Raw genomic sequence first — 17,074 nt, 5'->3', positions numbered from 1 at the left:
CCCCGTAGAAACCAACCCGAAAGATCCCAGACAATGTCTGCTGTGTCTGATCAGTCGCCGTCGGCGACGGGCCCTTCCGCCGGTGCTTCCTACGCGGCTGCCGGAGTCGACATCGAGGCGGGCGACCGCGCCGTCGAGCTGATGAAGGAGTGGGTGAAGAAGACCCAGCGCCCCGAGGTACTCGGCGGCCTCGGCGGCTTCGCCGGCCTCTTCGACGCCTCCGCCCTCAAGCGCTACGAGCGTCCGCTCCTCGCCTCCGCCACGGACGGCGTCGGCACCAAGGTCGACATCGCGCGACAGATGGGCGTCTACGACAGCATCGGGCACGACCTGGTCGCCATGGTCATGGACGACATCGTGGTGTGCGGTGCCGAGCCCCTGTTCATGACGGACTACATCTGCGTCGGCAAGGTCCACCCCGAGCGCGTCGCCGCCATCGTGAAGGGCATCGCCGAGGGCTGTGTGCTGGCCGGCTGCGCCCTGGTGGGCGGTGAGACGGCCGAACACCCGGGCCTGCTGGGTGCGGACGACTTCGACGTCGCCGGCGCCGGTACGGGCGTCGTGGAGGCCGACCGGCTGCTCGGCGCGGATCGTATCCGTAAGGGTGACGCGGTGATCGCCATGGCGTCCTCCGGGCTTCACTCGAACGGGTACTCCCTGGTCCGTCACGTCCTGCTGAACCAGGCGGGCCTGGCGCTCGACGCGCACATCGAGGAACTCGGCCGCACGCTCGGCGAGGAGCTCCTGGAGCCCACCAAGATCTACTCACTGGACTGTCTGGCCCTCATCCGCACCACCGAGGTCCACGCCTTCAGCCATGTCACCGGCGGCGGCCTCGCGGCCAACCTGGCCCGGGTGATCCCGGACCAGCTGCACGCCGTCGTCGACCGCTCCACCTGGACCCCGGGCGCGATCTTCGACCTCGTCGGCAGGACCGGCGACGTCGAGCGCCTGGAGCTGGAGAAGACCCTCAACATGGGCGTCGGCATGATCGCGATCGTGCCCGAGGCCTCGGTGGACGTGGCCCTGGCGACACTGGCCGACCGCGGGGTCGACGCCTGGGTCGCCGGTGAGATCACGGACCGGGGCGAGCACGACTCGGGCGCGGCCCTGATCGGTGACTACGCCTGACGGTCCCGGTGACTGCGCCTGACGGTCGCGGGCCGCACGGCCCCGCGACCGTCAGGGCCCGGCAGTTCCGGGCCCGGCGCCCCGGGAGGCAGCACGAAACCCGGTCCGGCGCTGAGGCCCCGGACCGGGTGAAGTGCAGTCGCTGCTGAGACGCTGAGACCGCGAAGCGCGCTACGTCAAGCGCCGCGACGATGCGACGCGGGACCGGACTCGTCGTCCTCGTCCTCGTCGTCGTCGTTGTAGAGATCCGCGTACTGGGCGTACGGGTCGTCTTCTTCCTCGTCGTCCTCGAACGGCTCGCCGTTCGGCGGCTGGCTCGAAGTCGAAGCGCCCAGCTCGCTGGCCAGACGCGACAGGTCAGTCCCGCCGCTGTTGTACTTCAGCTGGCGGGCGACCTTCGTCTGCTTGGCCTTGGCCCGGCCGCGCCCCATGGCTCGACCCCCTCGGTGACGGGGCTCGACGGCCCCAGAGTCTTGACACGCGTTCATGATCTGGAACGGGCTCTCCGTGGAGAGACCGGTCCGTAGGGCTTCCACGGTACCTGAGCCCGCGCCCATACGGTACGTCGCCCGCAGCACGTGCCTCGGCCCAGAACCCGCGAGGCGCCCCGTCCTCGCTGGTCAACCGCGATTTTAACCACTTATCGGCGGCCGACCCGCCGACGAACGTGAGAGTTCTCTCTAACTGTCCGCCGACGGGTACCGGCAAACCTCGCGGAACCGCGGCGTCAGCGTGCCGCGGCGGCCTCGTGCATCCGCTGCTCGGCGATCCGGTCGGCCGCGGCGGCCGGCGGAATCCCGTCTTCCTTCGCACGTGCGAAGATGGCCAGCGTGGTGTCGAAGATCTTCGCCGCCTTCGCCTTGCACCGGTCGAAGTCGAACCCGTGCAGCTCGTCGGCGACCTGGATCACACCGCCGGCGTTCACCACGTAGTCCGGAGCGTAGAGGATCCCGCGGTCCGCGAGGTCCTTCTCCACACCCGGGTGGGCGAGCTGGTTGTTGGCCGCGCCGCACACGACCTTGGCCGTGAGCACCGCCACGGAGTCGTCGTTCAGCGCGCCACCCAGCGCACAGGGGGCGTAGATGTCCAGGCCCTCGACGCGGATCAGCGCGTCGGTGTCGGCGACCGCCGTGACGCCCGGGTGCTGGTCGAGAATCCGCCGTACGGCGTCCTCGCGCACGTCCGTGATCACGACCTCGGCGCCCTCGTCCAGCAGATGCCGGACCAGGTGGTGGCCGACCTTGCCGACACCGGCGATGCCGACCCGGCGGCCGCGCAGCGAGGGGTCGCCCCACACGTGCTGGGCGGAGGCGCGCATGCCCTGGTAGACACCGAAGGCGGTGAGGACCGAGGAGTCGCCCGCGCCGCCGTTCTCCGGGGAGCGCCCGGTGGTCCAGCGGCACTCTCGGGCCACGACGTCCATGTCGGCGACATACGTGCCGACGTCGCACGCGGTGACGTAGCGACCGCCGAGCGAGGCCACGAACCGCCCGTAGGCGAGCAGCAGCTCTTCGGTCTTGATGCGCTCCGGATCGCCGATGATCACGGCCTTGCCGCCGCCGTGGTCGAGCCCGGCCATGGCGTTCTTGTACGACATCCCGCGCGCGAGGTTGAGGGCGTCGGCGATGGCCTCCGCCTCGTTCGCGTACGGATAGAAGCGCGTACCGCCCAGCGCGGGGCCGAGAGCGGTGGAGTGGATGGCGATCACGGCCTTGAGTCCGGTCGCGCGGTCCTGACAGAGCACTACTTGCTCATGACCGCCCTGGTCCGAGTGGAACAGGGTGTGCAGTACATCAGCAGGTGCGCCGGTTACGTCGGTCACGGTGGTGACTCCCGGGTAAGTTGCGGCGGTCGAAAGACCAGCTCCCGTGCGGGTGGCGGGTGCTGTGGCATGAGCGTAGAGCCTGTGCCCACCCACCATCCGCGCAGTGTTCAGGATCACTCTCTCGCGCCGTGCGCGCACGCGTGCGCGTGGCACGATTTGCAGTGGTTTCCCGCCCGTTTCGGGACGCCTCGTACGGATCCCGTACAGGTCCCGTGCGGGTTTCGAGCCCTATCCGGTGGGGAGGGAGCAGGCGTGCCCAAGGTGTCCTCGGTGATCGTCCCCTACGCGGCGTATCTACGCGTGTACGAGCCGTTGGCCGCCTTCCCGGAGCCGGAGCGCGCTCACTGGGCGCGCTACGCCCGCCGTCCCGAGCGCCCCTCCTACCAGGACGAGCTGCGCCGCTCCCTGGCCGATCTGCTGCCCACCCCGCCGGTCCCGGTGCCGGTGCACGAGAGCGGCGACGCCTTCGTGCTGGACGTCGACGGGGTGGTCTGTGTCTGCCCCTGGCGCACCCGGCTGCGCGGCTGGCAGGCCCTGGGCGAGCTGCCCGAGGAGTTCCCGCCGTCCGTCCTGGACGCGGCGCTGCCGCCGGTCGTGCGCCGGCAGGCCGCCCAGGACTACGAGCGCTGGCTCACCCGCAACCCCGATGCCCGCCCCTGGATCCGCACCGCCACCTGGCAGGTGCCGCTGAACTGGTTCGTGCTGGTCTCCGACGAGGAGCGGGAGTACGCCAAGGGGAGTGCCGAGGAGGCTCCCCTGCTGCGTTACCGCACGCCCATGGTGCAGGCCAGGCGGCGCGTGGCCCGGGGACTGCGGACACTCAAGGACGCCATCGAGGAAGGGCCGCTGATCGACGGCCTGGTGGACGTGGGGCGATGGCTGGAGGAGTTCCACCCGCGCTCGCTGGTGGAGCTGGACTACGGCGGCCTGGCGCATGTGGTGCCGGCCGGCGAGCTGGAGGGGGACCACTCGGCGGCGGACGTGGCCGAGGGCATCGACGCGCTGCGCAGGGGCGACGGGGCCGCGGCGGGGGAGGCGTACGGGCGGCTCGTGGAGCGGTGGCGGACGGTACGGGACCGGCGGTCCGCGAACTGAGTGACGTACGTCACGGCCCGAACCGCCCCGGACGACGTACGGTCTACGCCACTTAGGTCGCCTGACGGGGCGTTGGTTCCGATCCGGGCTTTTGTGTCAAGGGTGACGGACCGCACTTACGCGGCCCTTGCGCCTCTTGCCGCTCCTCATGCCAAAATAGGACAAGGAGTCCGGGGAAGGCTCCGTCCGCCCAACTAAGCTCCGTTCTGGGCGGAATCTCAGCATTGCAATGCTTTGGGGGGTCTGGTGCCTCCCGATCGTCCTGTGACTGATCGTCACAGTGGCGTGACTGTCCGCTATGGCATGGTCCATCGGCTTCCGCGGCTGATGACTACCTGGGAGGGCAATTCCATCGGTTTGGCCGACGCGGCTGGACAGATGGTGTAGTTGTAGTGCCGAGGACAAGCCGTTCGTCCTATAACCGACTCGACTCGCGTCCACCATTTCGGGCAACGCGGGTCAAGGTGCAGAATTTAGAGGAAAGAACCGAGAAGGTTCGGTTCTCCCGAGGAGGCCGCTCATGACCGCTCGCACCCCTGATGCCGAGCCGCTGCTGACCCCGGCTGAGGTCGCCACGATGTTCCGCGTCGACCCCAAGACGGTCACGCGGTGGGCGAAGGCCGGCAAGCTCACTTCCATCCGTACGCTCGGCGGACACCGCCGCTACCGCGAGGCCGAGGTCCGCGCTCTTCTCGCGGGCATCCCGCAGCAGCGCAGCGAGGCCTGAACAACTGCATAACCGGGCAAAACGGCTGGTCCCCCAACTCGCCGAGGTGCCCGGACCCTAGCTCCAAGCGACGCGGGACCTGCCCCAACAGGACCCTCGCCCAGGCCAACGGGAACTTCTCAGGCAAGTGACACAGGGTGCGTCGTAGATCGCGCTGGACTCCGCCGGGTCCAGCGCGATCTTTTTTGTGCGCCGAAAGCCCTGGTGCGGAGGGTCTGTGCGCGGGCTTGTCGGAGTCTGGGGAGGGGTGTCGGATCCGCTGTGGATGTTCCCTGGGAGCGGTGCAATTGCACATATTAAATTGACCCGTTGTAGGACGGGAGTAAGTACCGGGGTTTCAGAAAATCATGTGGTGACACCCGTCACATGCCGGGTGGCTTGTTGCCGGTGGTCCATGTGCGCTAGAGGAGGCACGGGCTCCAGCATCCCACTGTGGCACGGTTGTTGGGAGTGCGCGAGCGCTACGCCGTCGGGGCGGCCTCGTCCCCTACGGCGCCCCCCGGGGCCTGAACGCCCGGCGGGGCGGAGTCCATCGCCAGCCGCAGCAGGCGGTGGCAGATCGGACAGTGGCGGGTGAGGTGCCGGTAGGAGGAGGCGGCCGACAGGTGCGCGCGGAGCAGGGCTCGCGTCTCGTGCCTGACAGATGCCGCCATACGCCACCTCCGGGGGCCGCACGAGAGCGGGGCCTGCTTTCTGGGTACCGACGGAATGTGACGCCGTCAAGAGCGGGGGGCTCCGCCGGGTGGGCCGCTGTTCCGGGTGCCGGTGCTTGTTCTTGGCGCCGGTGTTGGTGCGGGCCTCTGCTGGGGGCTGCCGCCCCCAGACCCCCGCTTCGGCCTGAACGGCCTCGTCCTCAAACGCCGGACGGGCTGATCGGTGCCGGCCGGCGCTGAGAGGTGGGGGTATGCCGAAGGCCCGCATCCGTGAACGGCGCGAGCCTTCGTTGCCGCGGTTCTGACGGGATTTGCCCTGTCCGATTGCGGCTCCGCCGCGGGCGCGGCCTCCACCTCGACAGGGTGGTGAGTGGGCGGTGAGCGGGTGGGGATACGGCGAAGGCCCGCATCCGTGTCGGTGCGGGCCTTCATCGTTGCGGTCCTGACGGGATTTGCCCTGTCCGATTGCGGCTCCGCCGCGGGCGCGGCCTCCACCTTGACAGGGTGGTGAGCGGGTGGGGATACGGCGAAGGCCCGCATCCGTGTCGGTGCGGGCCTTCATCGTTGCGGTCCTGACGGGATTTGCCCTGTCCGATTGCGGCTCCGCCGCGGGCGCGGCCTCCACCTCGACAGGGTGGTGAGTGGGTGGGGATACGGCGAAGGCCCGCATCCGTATCGGTGCGGGCCTTCATCGTTGCGGTCCTGACGGGATTTGAACCCGCGGCCTCCACCTTGACAGGGTGGCGAGCACTCCAAACTGCTCCACAGGACCAGGTTTCGCGGCGCTTTTGTGCGTTGCGCTGCGAGAAGAGACTGTACAGGAGGGTGAGCCCGCCGGTCGAACTCACCCTGCGTGCAGGGGCGATTACGAGACCGCGGCGTCGATCGCCTTCACGATCCGCTTGTCGGAGACCGGGTACGCCGTGCCGAGCGCATGCGCGAAATAGCTGACCCGGAGCTCCTCGATCATCCAGCGGATGTCCAGGACGGACGACGGTACGGGACGGCCCTGCGGAAGCTGCTCCAGGAGCCAGGCGTACTCGTCCTGCATCTCGTGGACCTTCTCCATGCGGGTGGTGTCCCGCTGGACGCCCGTCGGCATCTGCTGGAGACGACGGTCCACGGCCACCAGATAGCGCATCAGGTCCGGCAGCCGCCGTATGCCCGCCCACGTCACGAAGCCGGGCTTCACGAGGGCGTCCAGCTGGGTGCGTACGTCCGTGAGGTTGGGTAGGAGGACGGGGCTGCGTACGGCCTTCAGACGGCGCTCACAGGCCTGCCACGCGGCGAGGACCTGCTGCACCTGCGTGACCGCACGCACCGTCGTGTCGACGATCTCCGCGCGCACCTTGTCGTACAGCTTCCGGTACGACTCCTCGTCCCACACCGGCCCGCCGAAGTCGGCGATCAGCCTGTCCGCCGCCGCCATCGCGCAGTCGTCGAACAGGGCCTGTATCGAACCGTGCGGATTCGCGGACAGCGCCAGCTTCTGCGCGTTCGTCAGGCGATCGCTCGCGAATTTCGCCGGGTTGACCGGGATGTTGCGCAGGATCAGGCGCCGGGTGCCCTTCCACATCGCCTCGGCCTGCTCCGCCTCCGTGTCGAAGAGCCGGACCGACACCGTGTCCCCGTCGTCGACCAGCGCCGGGTACGCCTTCACCGGCTGGCCGGCCCGGCGGGTCTCGAAGACCCGGGTGAGCGAGCCGATCGTCCAGTCCGTGAGGCCCTTGCGCTCCAGGGACTCCCCGCCCCGGCGTTCGGCCGTGGCCGCCGCGGCCTGGGACAGGGCCTGGCGCGCCTTCGGCTTCAGCCGCAGCTTCAACGCCTCCAGGTCCTTGTCCTCGGCGAGCTTGCGGCGCCGCTCGTCGACGATCCGGAAGGTGATCCGCAGATGGTCCGGGACCCGTGCCCAGTCGAAGTCGTCGGCCTCGAAGGGCACACCGACCGTGCGCTTCAGCTCGCGGGCCATGGTGACCGTCAGCGGCTCCTGCAAGGGCACCGCCCTCTCCAGGAACGCCTTCGCATAGTTCGGAGCGGGCACGTAGTGGCGGCGGATCGGCTTCGGCAGGGAGCGGATCAGCTCCGTCACCACCTCCTCCCGCAGCCCCGGGATCTGCCAGTCGAAGCCCTCGTCCGTGACCTGGTTGAGGACCTGGAGCGGGATGTGGACGGTGACGCCGTCGGCATCCGCGCCCGGCTCGAACTGGTAGGTCACCCGGAACTTCAGCTGCCCCTGCCGCCACGAGTCGGGGTAGTCGGCCTTGGTGACCGCCTCCGCCGACTCCCGGATGAGCATCTCCCGCTCGAAGTCCAGGAAGTCGGGCTGCTCGTGCCGCTTGCGCTTCCACCAGGAGTCGAAGTGGGCGCCGGAGACGACATGGTCGGGGACCCGCTGGTCGTAGAAGTCGAAGAGCGTCTCGTCGTCGACGACGATGTCCCGGCGACGGGCGCGGTGCTCCAGTTCCTCGACCTCGCTGAGGAGTTTGCGGTTGTCGGCGAAGAACTTGTGGTGCGTGCGCCAGTCGCCCTCGACCAGGGCGTTGCGGATGAAAAGCTCGCGCGAGGCCTCCGGATCGATGCGGCCGTAGTTGACCTTCCGCTGGGCGACGATCGGTACGCCGTACAGCGTGACCTTCTCGAACGCCATCACCGCCGCCTGGTCCTTCTCCCAGTGCGGCTCGCTGTACGTCCGCTTGAGGAGGTGCCCGGCGAGCGGCTCGACCCACTCCGGCTCGATCTTCGCGTTGACCCGGGCCCACAGCCGGCTCGTCTCCACCAGCTCCGCCGACATCACGAAGCGCGGGGTCTTCTTGAACAGGGCCGAGCCCGGGAAGATCGCGAACTTGGCGTTCCGGGCGCCCAAGTACTCGTTCTTCGCGCCGTCCTTCACGTCCTTCATGCCGATGTGCGAGAGCAACCCGGCCAGGAGGGAGACGTGTACGCGGTCGTCGGGGGCGTCCTGCTCGCTGAGGTGGATGCCCATCTGCTTGGCGACCGTGCGCAGCTGGGTGTAGATGTCCTGCCATTCGCGGATGCGCAGGAAGTTGAGGTACTCCTGCTTGCACATGCGCCGGAACGCGGACGAGCCCCGCTCCTTCTGCTGCTCGCGGAGGTAGCGCCAGAGGTTGAGATAGGCGAGGAAGTCGCTCGTCTCGTCCCTGAAGCGGGCGTGCTGCTGATCGGCCTGGGTCTGCTTGTCGGCCGGGCGCTCGCGCGGGTCCTGGATGGACAGCGCGGCGGCGATCACCATGACCTCGCGGACACAGTCGTTCTTGTCGGCCTCCAGGACCATACGGGCCAGCCGCGGGTCGACGGGCAGCTGGGCGAGCTTGCGGCCGGTGTCCGTGAGCCGCTTGCGCACGTCCTTCTGCGTCGGATCGAGGGCGCCCAGCTCCTGCAGCAACTGCACGCCGTCACGGATGTTGCGGTGGTCCGGCGGGTCGATGAAGGGGAACTTCTCGATGTCGCCGAGGCCGGCGGCGGTCATCTGCAGAATGACGGAGGCGAGGTTCGTACGGAGGATCTCGGCGTCGGTGAACTCCGGCCGCCCGTTGAAGTCGTCCTCGCTGTACAGCCGGATGCAGACGCCGTCGGACGTACGGCCGCAGCGGCCCTTGCGCTGGTTGGCGCTGGCCTGCGAGACCGCCTCGATGGGGAGGCGCTGCACCTTGGTGCGGTGGCTGTAGCGCGAGATACGGGCGAAGCCGGGGTCGATGACGTACTTGATGCCCGGGACGGTGAGCGATGTCTCGGCGACGTTCGTCGCCAGAACGATCCTGCGGCCACTGTGGGGCTGGAACACGCGGTGCTGCTCGGCGTGCGAGAGCCGGGCATAGAGAGGGAGCACCTCCGTGAAGCGGTACTTCTTCTTCTCCAGCGCGTCCGCGGTGTCCCGGATCTCCCGTTCACCGGAGAGGAACACGAGGATGTCGCCCCGGCCCTCCCCCATCAGCTCCTCGACGGCGTCGGTGATCGCGGTGATCTGGTCCCGGTCCGCGTCCTCGGAGTCCTCCTCCAGCAGCGGTCGGTACCGCACCTCCACCGGATACGTCCGGCCGCTGACCTCGACGATCGGCGCGTCGCCGAAGTGCCGGGAGAAACGCTCGGGGTCGATCGTCGCGGAGGTGATGACGACCTTGAGGTCCGGCCGCTTCGGCAGCAGCTGGGCCAGATAGCCGAGCAGGAAGTCGATGTTGAGGGACCGCTCGTGGGCCTCGTCGATGATGATCGTGTCGTAGGCGCGCAGTTCGCGGTCCGTCTGGATCTCGGCGAGCAGGATGCCGTCCGTCATCAGCTTGATGAAGGTGGCGTCCGGGTTCACCTGGTCGGTGAACCGCACCTTCCAGCCGACGGACTCGCCGAGCGGGGTGTCCAGCTCCTCGGCCACGCGCTCGGCGACCGTACGGGCCGCGATACGACGGGGCTGGGTGTGCCCGATCATGCCCCTGACCCCGCGCCCGAGCTCAAGACAGATCTTGGGGATCTGGGTCGTCTTGCCGGACCCGGTCTCACCGGCGACGATCACGACCTGGTGATCACGGATGGCGGCCGCGATCACGTCCTTCTTCTGGCTGACGGGCAGCTGCTCGGGGTAGCCGACCGCGGGCACCCGGGCACGCCGCTCGCCCATCCGTGCCTCGGCCTTCGCGACCTCGGTCTCGATCTCGGCGAGAACAGCGGCACGGGCCTCGGGCTTACGGATCTTGCGCGCACCCTCCAGCCTGCGCCCGAGCCGGTGCGCGTCGCGCAGCGACAGCTCGGTCAGGCGGGGGGCGAGGGCGCCGAGGGCGGGGGCGGGATGCGTAGACATACGCCGCCCAGGATCTCACCCCGGGGAAATCCGTGGCGAACGCTTTTGCACCACGGTGTTTTCAGGGGGTGCGCTGCACCGGAGGAGCCGACTGCGGCTCGCGCCCGCGGGAGCCGTCGCCCAGGGCGATGGACCTGGCGGTGTTGGAGACGGCCTTGATCCCCAGGTAGGCCGTGGTCATGCTGCTGACCGCGGTGAACGCGGCCGTCAGCACACCGACGATCACCGCCTTGTCACCGCCGAGCTGCCACACCCCGAAGATCGCGACCCCCGCGATGGCGAGATTACTGATGACCACGGCAAGCAGCCCGTACCGCGCCCGGTCCTTCTCCAGCTCGGTATCCCGAATGGCTCTCGACTCGTCCCGGCTCATCGTCCCCGCCCCCCCCGGGTCGCACATCACCACGCCGACCAGGCAGAACGTAGCGCCGCCCAGGGCTTCTGCCAAGTGATGTCGACGGCCGCGTTCTGCTCCGGTTCCGGGGCCTCACCGGCGGCCCGCCCGATTGTCGTTCTCGACATACGGTCGGCCGAGTGCTTCACTCGTGACATGGCATCAATTCGCCTTACGCGCCCAACACTTGAGGTGATCAAGGTGTTGCTGGCGTCCACTGCCGACAATCCGGCCTGGGGGCTGAAGATCTGCGAGGAAGCCGATCTCGGGTCCGGCACGGTCTACCCCATTCTGGAACGCCTGGTCGACGCCGGTTGGGTCACCAGGTACGAGGAGAAGGGTGAGCATCCCGGGCGGCCCAAGCGGTACTACTACGAGCTCACCGCCGCGGGTCAGCAGGCCGCCCAGGAGGCCAGGCGACGGAAGCCCCGATTCTTCGGGCTGCGCACGGCGGCTGAAGGGGGCACGGCGTGAGTGCGGATGAGCGGCGCGTCGAGGCCGCCGGCGCCGTGGCTGTTGTCGCGGTGCTGGCACCAGTGCTGGCCGGCATGCTGGCAGCGATCTTCCTGCTCGTGGGTTACATCCTGCGGATACTCGATCCCCAGCAGGCGCTTGCCCAGACCATGATCACGTCAGGGTGGGTGTTCGGGGTCGTCACCGCGGCCGCGATTCTCGTCGCCGCCGTCGGGCTGCTGCTCACCGCCCTGCGCAACCGGCCCTCTCCGGAGGCCGCGGAGGAGGAGCCCGAGGCCTCAGGGGGGAGGGGGCACCGGATCGGCAGGGCTGCGCGTGGGACTCTCGGCCTGGCTTCCTTCGTGGTCGGCGGCCGTAGGGCAGATCTGCGAGAGGAGTGGGCCGCGGTTCTTGCCGGTGATCCTGACAGCGGGATCGTCCTTTCGCCGCGCCGCAGGATGCGCTACGCCATCGGCTTCCTCTGGGCGGCGGTCCGCATGCGGGTTCGTGACCTCGTTGCTCCGCTGTGGGTGCCTGTCGACTGGCTGCTGTCGGTCGAGTCGCGCACGCGCGGAACGATCGCGTTCGGCGTCGGTGCGCAGGTGGTGTTCATCCAGTACGAGGACGGGCTGCATGCCCTTGTCACCGAGGGCTGGGGTTGGTGTGCCGGCTGCGGAGTCGCGCTCCGGCTGTTCGTCGGCTGGCTGCGCAGAATCCGCGGCATCGAGCTCGCGTCGGCGCCCGGCGATTCGAGGGACCGGTAGGCGTATCCGTAGACGTACCGCTTGGCGTGCCCGATACGAAGACACCCCCTCCGGGACTTCCTGGAGGGGGTGTATGCCCTGGTAGGGCGGTTGTGGCTGGGGCCGGGGTCGAACCGGCGACCTTCCGCTTTTCAGGCGGACGCTCGTACCAACTGAGCTACCCAGCCACGAAGCTTCCGAGGAAGCCTCAGCGGTCCTGACGGGATTTGAACCCGCGGCCTCCACCTTGACAGGGTGGCGAGCACTCCAAACTGCTCCACAGGACCAAGCTTGCGTGCAACAGTGTCGCACACGATCTTGCGTGCCCCCAACGGGATTCGAACCCGTGCTACCGCCTTGAAAGGGCGGCGTCCTAGGCCGCTAGACGATGAGGGCTATCGGCCCGCCTGGGCGCTTCTCAGCGCGTCGGGGACGTGAGAAGCATATGGGATGGCGGGGAGTATCGCCAAAACGGTTTACGGCCCCGTGGGCGAGGCCGTCCCCGATGGGGTGGTGGGGGCGCTCGGCGTGGGATTCGCGCCAGGCCGGTTCTCCTCCGGGAGATGACGGCTGACCTCGGCCGTCGTCAGACCCAGGCCGCCCAGCCTGATCTCGTCCCAGGCCTGGAGCCGCCGGGTGGCCCGGTCGAAGTAGAGGATCGACGCCTCGACCGGATCGGGGTACTTGCCCTCCACCGCACGCAGCCCGCTGCCTCCCGTCGAGCCCTCCAGCCGCAGCCGGGTCCCCCGCTTCATGACCTCCGTCTGCTCGTGGTGGAGGTGGCCCGCCAGCACCAGGGGCACCTCGCCGTCCGTGCGCCGGGCGGCGGAGGGCTCGTGGGCCACGGCCACGTCCACCGGCGTGCCCGCCGCCCGCTGGTCGCGCAGGGCCGTGGCCAGCCGGTCCCCGGCCAGTTCCTCCGCCGCGTTGCCGCCCGGCCGGCCCGAGCGGTCGGGGGTGAACTGGGGGTCGCCGATGCCCGCGAACCGCAGCCCCGCGATCGTCTGTGCCCGTCCGTCGTCCAGGACGCGCACGTTCTTCATCCGCTCCAGGTAGCTCTGGGTGAGAAGTGAGTCGTGGTTGCCCCGGACCCATACATACGGCGCGCCCAGGTCCGCGATGGGGTCGAGGAAGCCGTTCTCCGCCGCCGTGCCGTGGTCCATCGTGTCGCCGGAGTCGACGATCACGTTCACCTTGTACTCGGTCACGAGCGACGCGATGATCTTCCAGCTCGCCGGGTTCAGATGGATGTCGGAGACGTGCAGGACCCGGATCGTGCTCGGGTCGGGCCGGTAGGCCGGGAGCGTGGAGGTGACGTCGTAGAGCTTCGTCACGTTCGTCACCAGGCGCGCCAACTCCTTCTGGTAGACGTCGAATTCGGTGACGATGCTGCGCGCGTTGCCGACCAGGGAGGGCGCGGAGGAGAGCAGGCCGGAGAACTTCGGCTCCAGGACCGACTTGGGGTTCCAGGTGGCGTACGCCGTCGCTCCCGAGGCGGCGAGCAGGGTGAGGGCGAGTCCGCCGGCCGCGAGGGCGCGGCGGGGGCGGCGGTAGACGGCCAGGCCGAGTGCGGTCGCGCCGGAGACGACGGCGACGCAGGACCGTAGGGCCAGGTCGAGCGTGCCGTGCTCGACGTCCCGGGCGACCTCGTCCTGGAGGCCGGCGAGGCGCTCGGGGTGGTCGACCAGGGCCTGTGAGCGGACGGGGTCGAGTTGGTCGACGTTCACGTCCAGGCGGACGGGTGCGACATGGCTGTCGAGTGTCAGTGCGCCCAGCGGTGAGACGTTGATCTTCGTGCCGCCGCTGAGGGACGGGCGCAGGGCCATCGTCGTGTTCATCGGGCCGACCTGGGTTCTGACGTTGCCGACGATCAGCAGGCCGAGCCAGGCGCCGACGAGGACGACGACCGTCATGCCGAGGGCGCGCTTCCAGGGGTGTGGCTGGGCGGCGAGTTCCGGGGCGTGGCGGTTCGGGCGACGCCGGGTGAGCGTGCAGATGATCCGGTTGCGGGCTGCGACGGGGACGCGGGCCATTGGTCGCGTATGCCCAAGCCCGGCAGTGGATATGCGGGTGTTGGCGGCCGACGTGTCCGTCGGTTCGCGACGCTCCTGTGGCCGTCCCGTACCGGACAATGTCCGTGTGCTGGAGATGACGCGCGAGGAGTTCGAGGAACTGGTCGCCGAGGCGCTCGACCGGATTCCGCCGGAGCTGACGCGGCTGATGGACAACGTCGCGGTGTTCGTGGAGGACGAGCCCCCGGCGGACGATCCCGAGCTGCTCGGGCTCTACGAGGGGACGCCGCTGACCGATCGCGGCGAGTGGTACGCGGGTGTGCTGCCCGACCGGATCACGGTCTACCGGGGGCCGACGCTGCGGATGTGCGACACGCGGGAGGACGTCGTCGCGGAGACCGAGGTCACCGTGGTGCACGAAATCGCCCACCATTTCGGGATCGACGACGAGCGGCTGCATGCGCTCGGGTACGGGTGAGGGCCGGGCGCGTGTCTTCTTGAGTCCGGCGGGAGTTGGGCACGGCGACTCCTTCATCCTCCCCCGGAGGTGGCCGCCGTGCGCCCCAAGTACGTACCCGTCCGTCTGGCCGCCGCGGTGCTGGCCGTGACGGCTGCCGCCGGCTGTGTGAGCGTGGGCGAGGACGGCGGCCGGGCGACCCCCTCGCACTCGTCGGGGCGTCGGGGCGGTGATGGTGCCGACGGGGGGTCGGTGGTGTCGGGGGGTGGTGTGGGGTACGACGGGGCCGAGGGCGAGAAGCACAAGCGCGGGCGGAAGGCGAAGCACGGGAAGCATGAGTCGGCGTCGGCGGCGCCGACGCGGGCGGGCGGTTCCTCCGTGTCGCCGGCCGGGCCGGGCGGCAGTCAGAAGCCGGGGGTTCCGGCGCCGACCCAGGCGCCGCCGACCCCCACGCCGACGCCTCCCGAGCCGGAGCCTCCGGCGTCGACCCCGCCGCCGCCCGTGTCGACCCCGCCGACGGCCGAGCCGTCGTCCTCGGCGCACGAGGAGGCGGGGCCGCAGCTGGGGGATCGGGAGCCGGCGCCCGAGGCGGGGTCTCCGGCGTAGTCGGTACGGGCTGGTGTGGGTACGTGACCAGCGTCTCGTGGGTTGAGTTTGCCTTGGGGGGCGGTGGGTGCGTATGGTGGTAGATCGTTTGATCCCATTTGCCCGGCGCCAACGCAGAGCGCGCCGTGTGGCGCGTACTCTCCTTTGCCGTGGCGGACCGCATTGAGGCGGTCGTATTGCGAATCACGGAGTTGACGGGCGCGTGCCGAAGAGACTCCGGAAGGTTTCGCATTCGCATGTCCGTGTCCAGCACAGATCACATCGTCGTGTCCGAGAACGAGTTCGAGAACGACGAGTCGACCGAGGTCACCGAGACCGCTGACACCCCTCAGATCACTTTCGCCGACCTCGGTCTCCCCGAGGGCGTGGTGCGCAAGCTCGCGCAGAACGGCGTGACCGTCCCGTTCCCGATCCAGGCCGCGACCATCCCGGACGCCCTGGTCGGCAAGGACATCCTCGGCCGTGGCCGCACCGGCTCCGGCAAAACCCTCTCCTTCGGTCTGCCGACGCTGGCCACGCTGGCCGGTGGCCGCACGGAGAAGAAGCGCCCGCGCGCCGTCATCCTCACGCCGACGCGTGAGCTGGCCATGCAGGTGGCGGACGCCCTCCAGCCGTACGGCGACGTCCTCGGCCTGAAGATGAAGGTCGTCTGCGGCGGCACGTCGATGGGCAACCAGATCTACGCCCTGGAGCGGGGCGTCGACATCCTCGTCGCCACCCCGGGCCGCCTCCGCGACATCATCAACCGCGGTGCCTGCTCCCTGGAGGACGTGCAGATCGCCGTTCTCGACGAGGCCGACCAGATGTCCGACCTGGGCTTCCTGCCCGAGGTCACCGAGCTGCTCGACCAGGTTCCGGCGGGCGGCCAGCGGATGCTGTTCTCCGCGACGATGGAGAACGAGATCCAGACCCTCGTCGACCGCTACCTGCAGTCCCCCGTCTCGCACGAGGTGGACGCGGCCCAGGGCGCGGTCACGACGATGTCGCACCACATCCTGATCGTGAAGCCCAAGGACAAGGCGCCGGTCACTGCCGCGATCGCCTCCCGCAAGGGCCGCACCATCATCTTCGTCCGCACCCAGCTGGGCGCCGACCGTGTTGCCGAGCAGTTGCGTGACGCGGGCGTGAAGGCGGACGCGCTGCACGGCGGCATGACCCAGGGCGCGCGCACCCGCACGCTGGCGGACTTCAAGGACGGTTACGTCAACGTCCTGGTCGCCACCGACGTCGCGGCCCGCGGTATCCACGTCGACGGCATCGACCTGGTCCTGAACGTGGACCCGGCCGGCGACCACAAGGACTACCTGCACCGCGCCGGCCGCACGGCCCGCGCCGGCCGCACCGGCACGGTCGTTTCCCTGTCCCTGCCGCACCAGCGCCGCCAGATCTTCCGCCTCATGGAGGACGCCGGCGTCGACGCCGGGCGCCACATCATCCAGGGCGGTGCCGCCTTCGACCCGGAGGTCGCCGAGATCACCGGCGCCCGCTCCATGACCGAGGTCCAGGCCGAGTCCGCGGGCAACGCCGCCCAGCATGCCGAGCGCGAGGTCGCCCAGCTCACCAAGCAGCTGGAGCGGGCCACGCGGCGCGCCGTCGAGCTGCGCGACGAGGCCGACCGGCTGGTCGCCCGGGTCGCCCGCGAGCGGGGCGAGGACCCCGAGGCCGCGGTGGCCGAGGCCCAGGCGTCGGCGGCCGAGGCGGTGGCCGTGATCGAGGCGTCCGTCCCGGAGCACCCGGTCGCGCAGGACGTCGACCGCACCGAGCGCCCGGCGGCCTCCGCGCCGTACGAGCGCCGGGAGCGGCGTGACGAGCGTGGCTTCGACCGCGGTGACCGCGGTGACCGCGGTGGCCGTTCCTTCGAGCGTCGTGACGACCGTGGCGGCTTCCGCCGTGACGAGCGCCGCCCCTTCGACCGGGACCGCGACCGTGACCGTGGTTTCGAGCGTCGTGACGACCGCGGTGGTTTCCGCCGTGACGAGCGTCGTCCGGACCGTGGTGGCGAGCGCGGTGGTTTCGAGCGCCGTGACGACCGTGGTGGCCGTTCCTTCGAGCGCCGTGACGACCGTGGCGGCTTCCGCCGTGACGAGCGTCGTCCGGACCGTGGTGGCGAGCGCGGTGGTTTCGAGCGCCGTGACGACCGTGGTGGCCGTTCCTTCGAGCGCCGTGAC

The 17,074-nt window shown here is 69.7% G+C and carries 13 protein-coding genes, 4 tRNA genes and 1 pseudogene; 8 read left to right on the top strand and 10 right to left on the bottom strand.

What is annotated here, in order from left to right; all coding sequences use genetic code 11:
* Positions 1 to 33 precede the first annotated feature (33 nt).
* The gene (gene purM, locus ACFY1J_RS41760) at positions 34 to 1,131 is read left to right on the top strand and encodes a phosphoribosylformylglycinamidine cyclo-ligase (RefSeq protein WP_390733041.1); all 1,098 of its coding nucleotides are present in this window, start codon (positions 34 to 36) and stop codon (positions 1,129 to 1,131) included.
* Positions 1,132 to 1,307: 176 nt separating this feature from the next.
* On the opposite strand, the gene ACFY1J_RS41755 is transcribed toward purM, so the two are convergent.
* On the bottom strand, positions 1,308 to 1,562 hold the full coding sequence (locus ACFY1J_RS41755) for a DUF3073 domain-containing protein (RefSeq protein ID WP_390712300.1): 255 nt from the start codon (positions 1,560 to 1,562) through the stop codon (positions 1,308 to 1,310).
* Between the two features lie 296 nt (positions 1,563 to 1,858).
* Positions 1,859 to 2,953 carry a Leu/Phe/Val dehydrogenase gene (locus tag ACFY1J_RS41750; protein ID WP_390712299.1) on the bottom strand — a complete coding sequence of 365 codons (1,095 nt, stop codon included), beginning with the start codon at positions 2,951 to 2,953 and terminating at the stop codon, positions 1,859 to 1,861.
* A gap of 255 nt (positions 2,954 to 3,208) precedes the next feature.
* On the opposite strand from ACFY1J_RS41750, the gene ACFY1J_RS41745 reads away from it, so the two are divergent.
* Positions 3,209 to 4,051 carry a hypothetical protein gene (locus tag ACFY1J_RS41745; protein WP_363299608.1) on the top strand — a complete coding sequence of 281 codons (843 nt, stop codon included), beginning with the start codon at positions 3,209 to 3,211 and terminating at the stop codon, positions 4,049 to 4,051.
* A gap of 520 nt (positions 4,052 to 4,571) precedes the next feature.
* Positions 4,572 to 4,778, top strand: a complete 207-nt coding sequence (gene bldC / locus ACFY1J_RS41740) for a developmental transcriptional regulator BldC (RefSeq protein ID WP_003949541.1) — start codon at positions 4,572 to 4,574, stop codon at positions 4,776 to 4,778.
* 461 nt (positions 4,779 to 5,239) lie between these two features.
* On the opposite strand, the gene ACFY1J_RS41735 is transcribed toward bldC, so the two are convergent.
* The 4 genes from ACFY1J_RS41735 to ACFY1J_RS41720 form a co-directional block, all read right to left on the bottom strand.
* Complete coding sequence (locus tag ACFY1J_RS41735; RefSeq protein ID WP_390712298.1) at positions 5,240 to 5,431, bottom strand: DUF6274 family protein; 192 nt, start codon at positions 5,429 to 5,431, stop codon at positions 5,240 to 5,242.
* A gap of 697 nt (positions 5,432 to 6,128) precedes the next feature.
* A tRNA-Asp gene (locus ACFY1J_RS41730) sits at positions 6,129 to 6,203 on the bottom strand.
* Between the two features lie 93 nt (positions 6,204 to 6,296).
* On the bottom strand, positions 6,297 to 10,241 hold the full coding sequence (gene hrpA / locus ACFY1J_RS41725) for an ATP-dependent RNA helicase HrpA (RefSeq protein ID WP_390712297.1): 3,945 nt from the start codon (positions 10,239 to 10,241) through the stop codon (positions 6,297 to 6,299).
* Positions 10,242 to 10,302: 61 nt separating this feature from the next.
* Entirely contained in the window at positions 10,303 to 10,614 is a 312-nt protein-coding gene (locus ACFY1J_RS41720) for a hypothetical protein (protein WP_263210376.1), read from the bottom strand.
* A 177-nt stretch (positions 10,615 to 10,791) separates the two neighbouring features.
* Here ACFY1J_RS41720 and ACFY1J_RS41715 point away from each other — a divergent pair, with 177 nt between their 5' ends.
* Together ACFY1J_RS41715 and ACFY1J_RS41710 are read left to right on the top strand one after the other, a co-directional pair.
* Positions 10,792 to 11,109: a PadR family transcriptional regulator gene (locus ACFY1J_RS41715; RefSeq protein WP_390712296.1), complete on the top strand. Its 318-nt coding sequence runs from the start codon at positions 10,792 to 10,794 to the stop codon at positions 11,107 to 11,109.
* Between the two features lie 26 nt (positions 11,110 to 11,135).
* A pseudogene (locus ACFY1J_RS41710) lies at positions 11,136 to 11,366 on the top strand (hypothetical protein); the annotation flags it as partial.
* Between the two features lie 579 nt (positions 11,367 to 11,945).
* Here ACFY1J_RS41710 and ACFY1J_RS41705 read toward each other — a convergent pair.
* The 4 genes from ACFY1J_RS41705 to ACFY1J_RS41690 form a co-directional block, all read right to left on the bottom strand.
* Positions 11,946 to 12,019 (bottom strand) — tRNA-Phe (locus tag ACFY1J_RS41705).
* 24 nt (positions 12,020 to 12,043) lie between these two features.
* Positions 12,044 to 12,118 (bottom strand) — tRNA-Asp (locus tag ACFY1J_RS41700).
* A gap of 36 nt (positions 12,119 to 12,154) precedes the next feature.
* Positions 12,155 to 12,227 (bottom strand) — tRNA-Glu (locus ACFY1J_RS41695).
* Positions 12,228 to 12,307: 80 nt separating this feature from the next.
* Complete coding sequence (locus ACFY1J_RS41690; RefSeq protein ID WP_390733040.1) at positions 12,308 to 13,864, bottom strand: metallophosphoesterase; 1,557 nt, start codon at positions 13,862 to 13,864, stop codon at positions 12,308 to 12,310.
* A 106-nt stretch (positions 13,865 to 13,970) separates the two neighbouring features.
* Here ACFY1J_RS41690 and ACFY1J_RS41685 point away from each other — a divergent pair, with 106 nt between their 5' ends.
* From ACFY1J_RS41685 to ACFY1J_RS41675, 3 genes are all read left to right on the top strand, one after another.
* Positions 13,971 to 14,321, top strand: coding sequence for a metallopeptidase family protein (locus ACFY1J_RS41685; protein WP_030989320.1), 351 nt, complete (start codon positions 13,971 to 13,973; stop codon positions 14,319 to 14,321).
* A 78-nt stretch (positions 14,322 to 14,399) separates the two neighbouring features.
* A complete protein-coding gene (locus ACFY1J_RS41680) occupies positions 14,400 to 14,906 on the top strand; it encodes a hypothetical protein (protein WP_390712294.1) in 507 nt (168 codons plus the stop codon).
* A 236-nt stretch (positions 14,907 to 15,142) separates the two neighbouring features.
* On the top strand, positions 15,143 to 17,074 hold a 1,932-nt coding region (locus ACFY1J_RS41675), incomplete at its 3' end, for a DEAD/DEAH box helicase (RefSeq protein WP_390733039.1).

The sequence above is a fragment of the Streptomyces sp. NPDC001406 genome, from assembly GCF_042895285.1.
Classification (GTDB): Bacteria; Actinomycetota; Actinomycetes; order Streptomycetales; family Streptomycetaceae; genus Streptomyces.
This window is presented reverse-complemented; position numbering and strand designations above follow the sequence as displayed.

Coding starts and splice junctions, on each gene's coding strand:
- ACFY1J_RS41720 (WP_263210376.1), bottom strand. CDS start 10,614: ATGAGCCGGGACGAGTCGAGAGCCATTCGGGATACCGAGCTGGAGAAG.
- bldC (WP_003949541.1), top strand. CDS start 4,572: ATGACCGCTCGCACCCCTGATGCCGAGCCGCTGCTGACCCCGGCTGAG.
- purM (WP_390733041.1), top strand. CDS start 34: ATGTCTGCTGTGTCTGATCAGTCGCCGTCGGCGACGGGCCCTTCCGCC.
- ACFY1J_RS41715 (WP_390712296.1), top strand. CDS start 10,792: ATGGCATCAATTCGCCTTACGCGCCCAACACTTGAGGTGATCAAGGTG.
- ACFY1J_RS41735 (WP_390712298.1), bottom strand. CDS start 5,431: ATGGCGGCATCTGTCAGGCACGAGACGCGAGCCCTGCTCCGCGCGCAC.
- ACFY1J_RS41690 (WP_390733040.1), bottom strand. CDS start 13,864: ATGGCCCGCGTCCCCGTCGCAGCCCGCAACCGGATCATCTGCACGCTC.
- hrpA (WP_390712297.1), bottom strand. CDS start 10,241: ATGTCTACGCATCCCGCCCCCGCCCTCGGCGCCCTCGCCCCCCGCCTG.
- ACFY1J_RS41755 (WP_390712300.1), bottom strand. CDS start 1,562: ATGGGGCGCGGCCGGGCCAAGGCCAAGCAGACGAAGGTCGCCCGCCAG.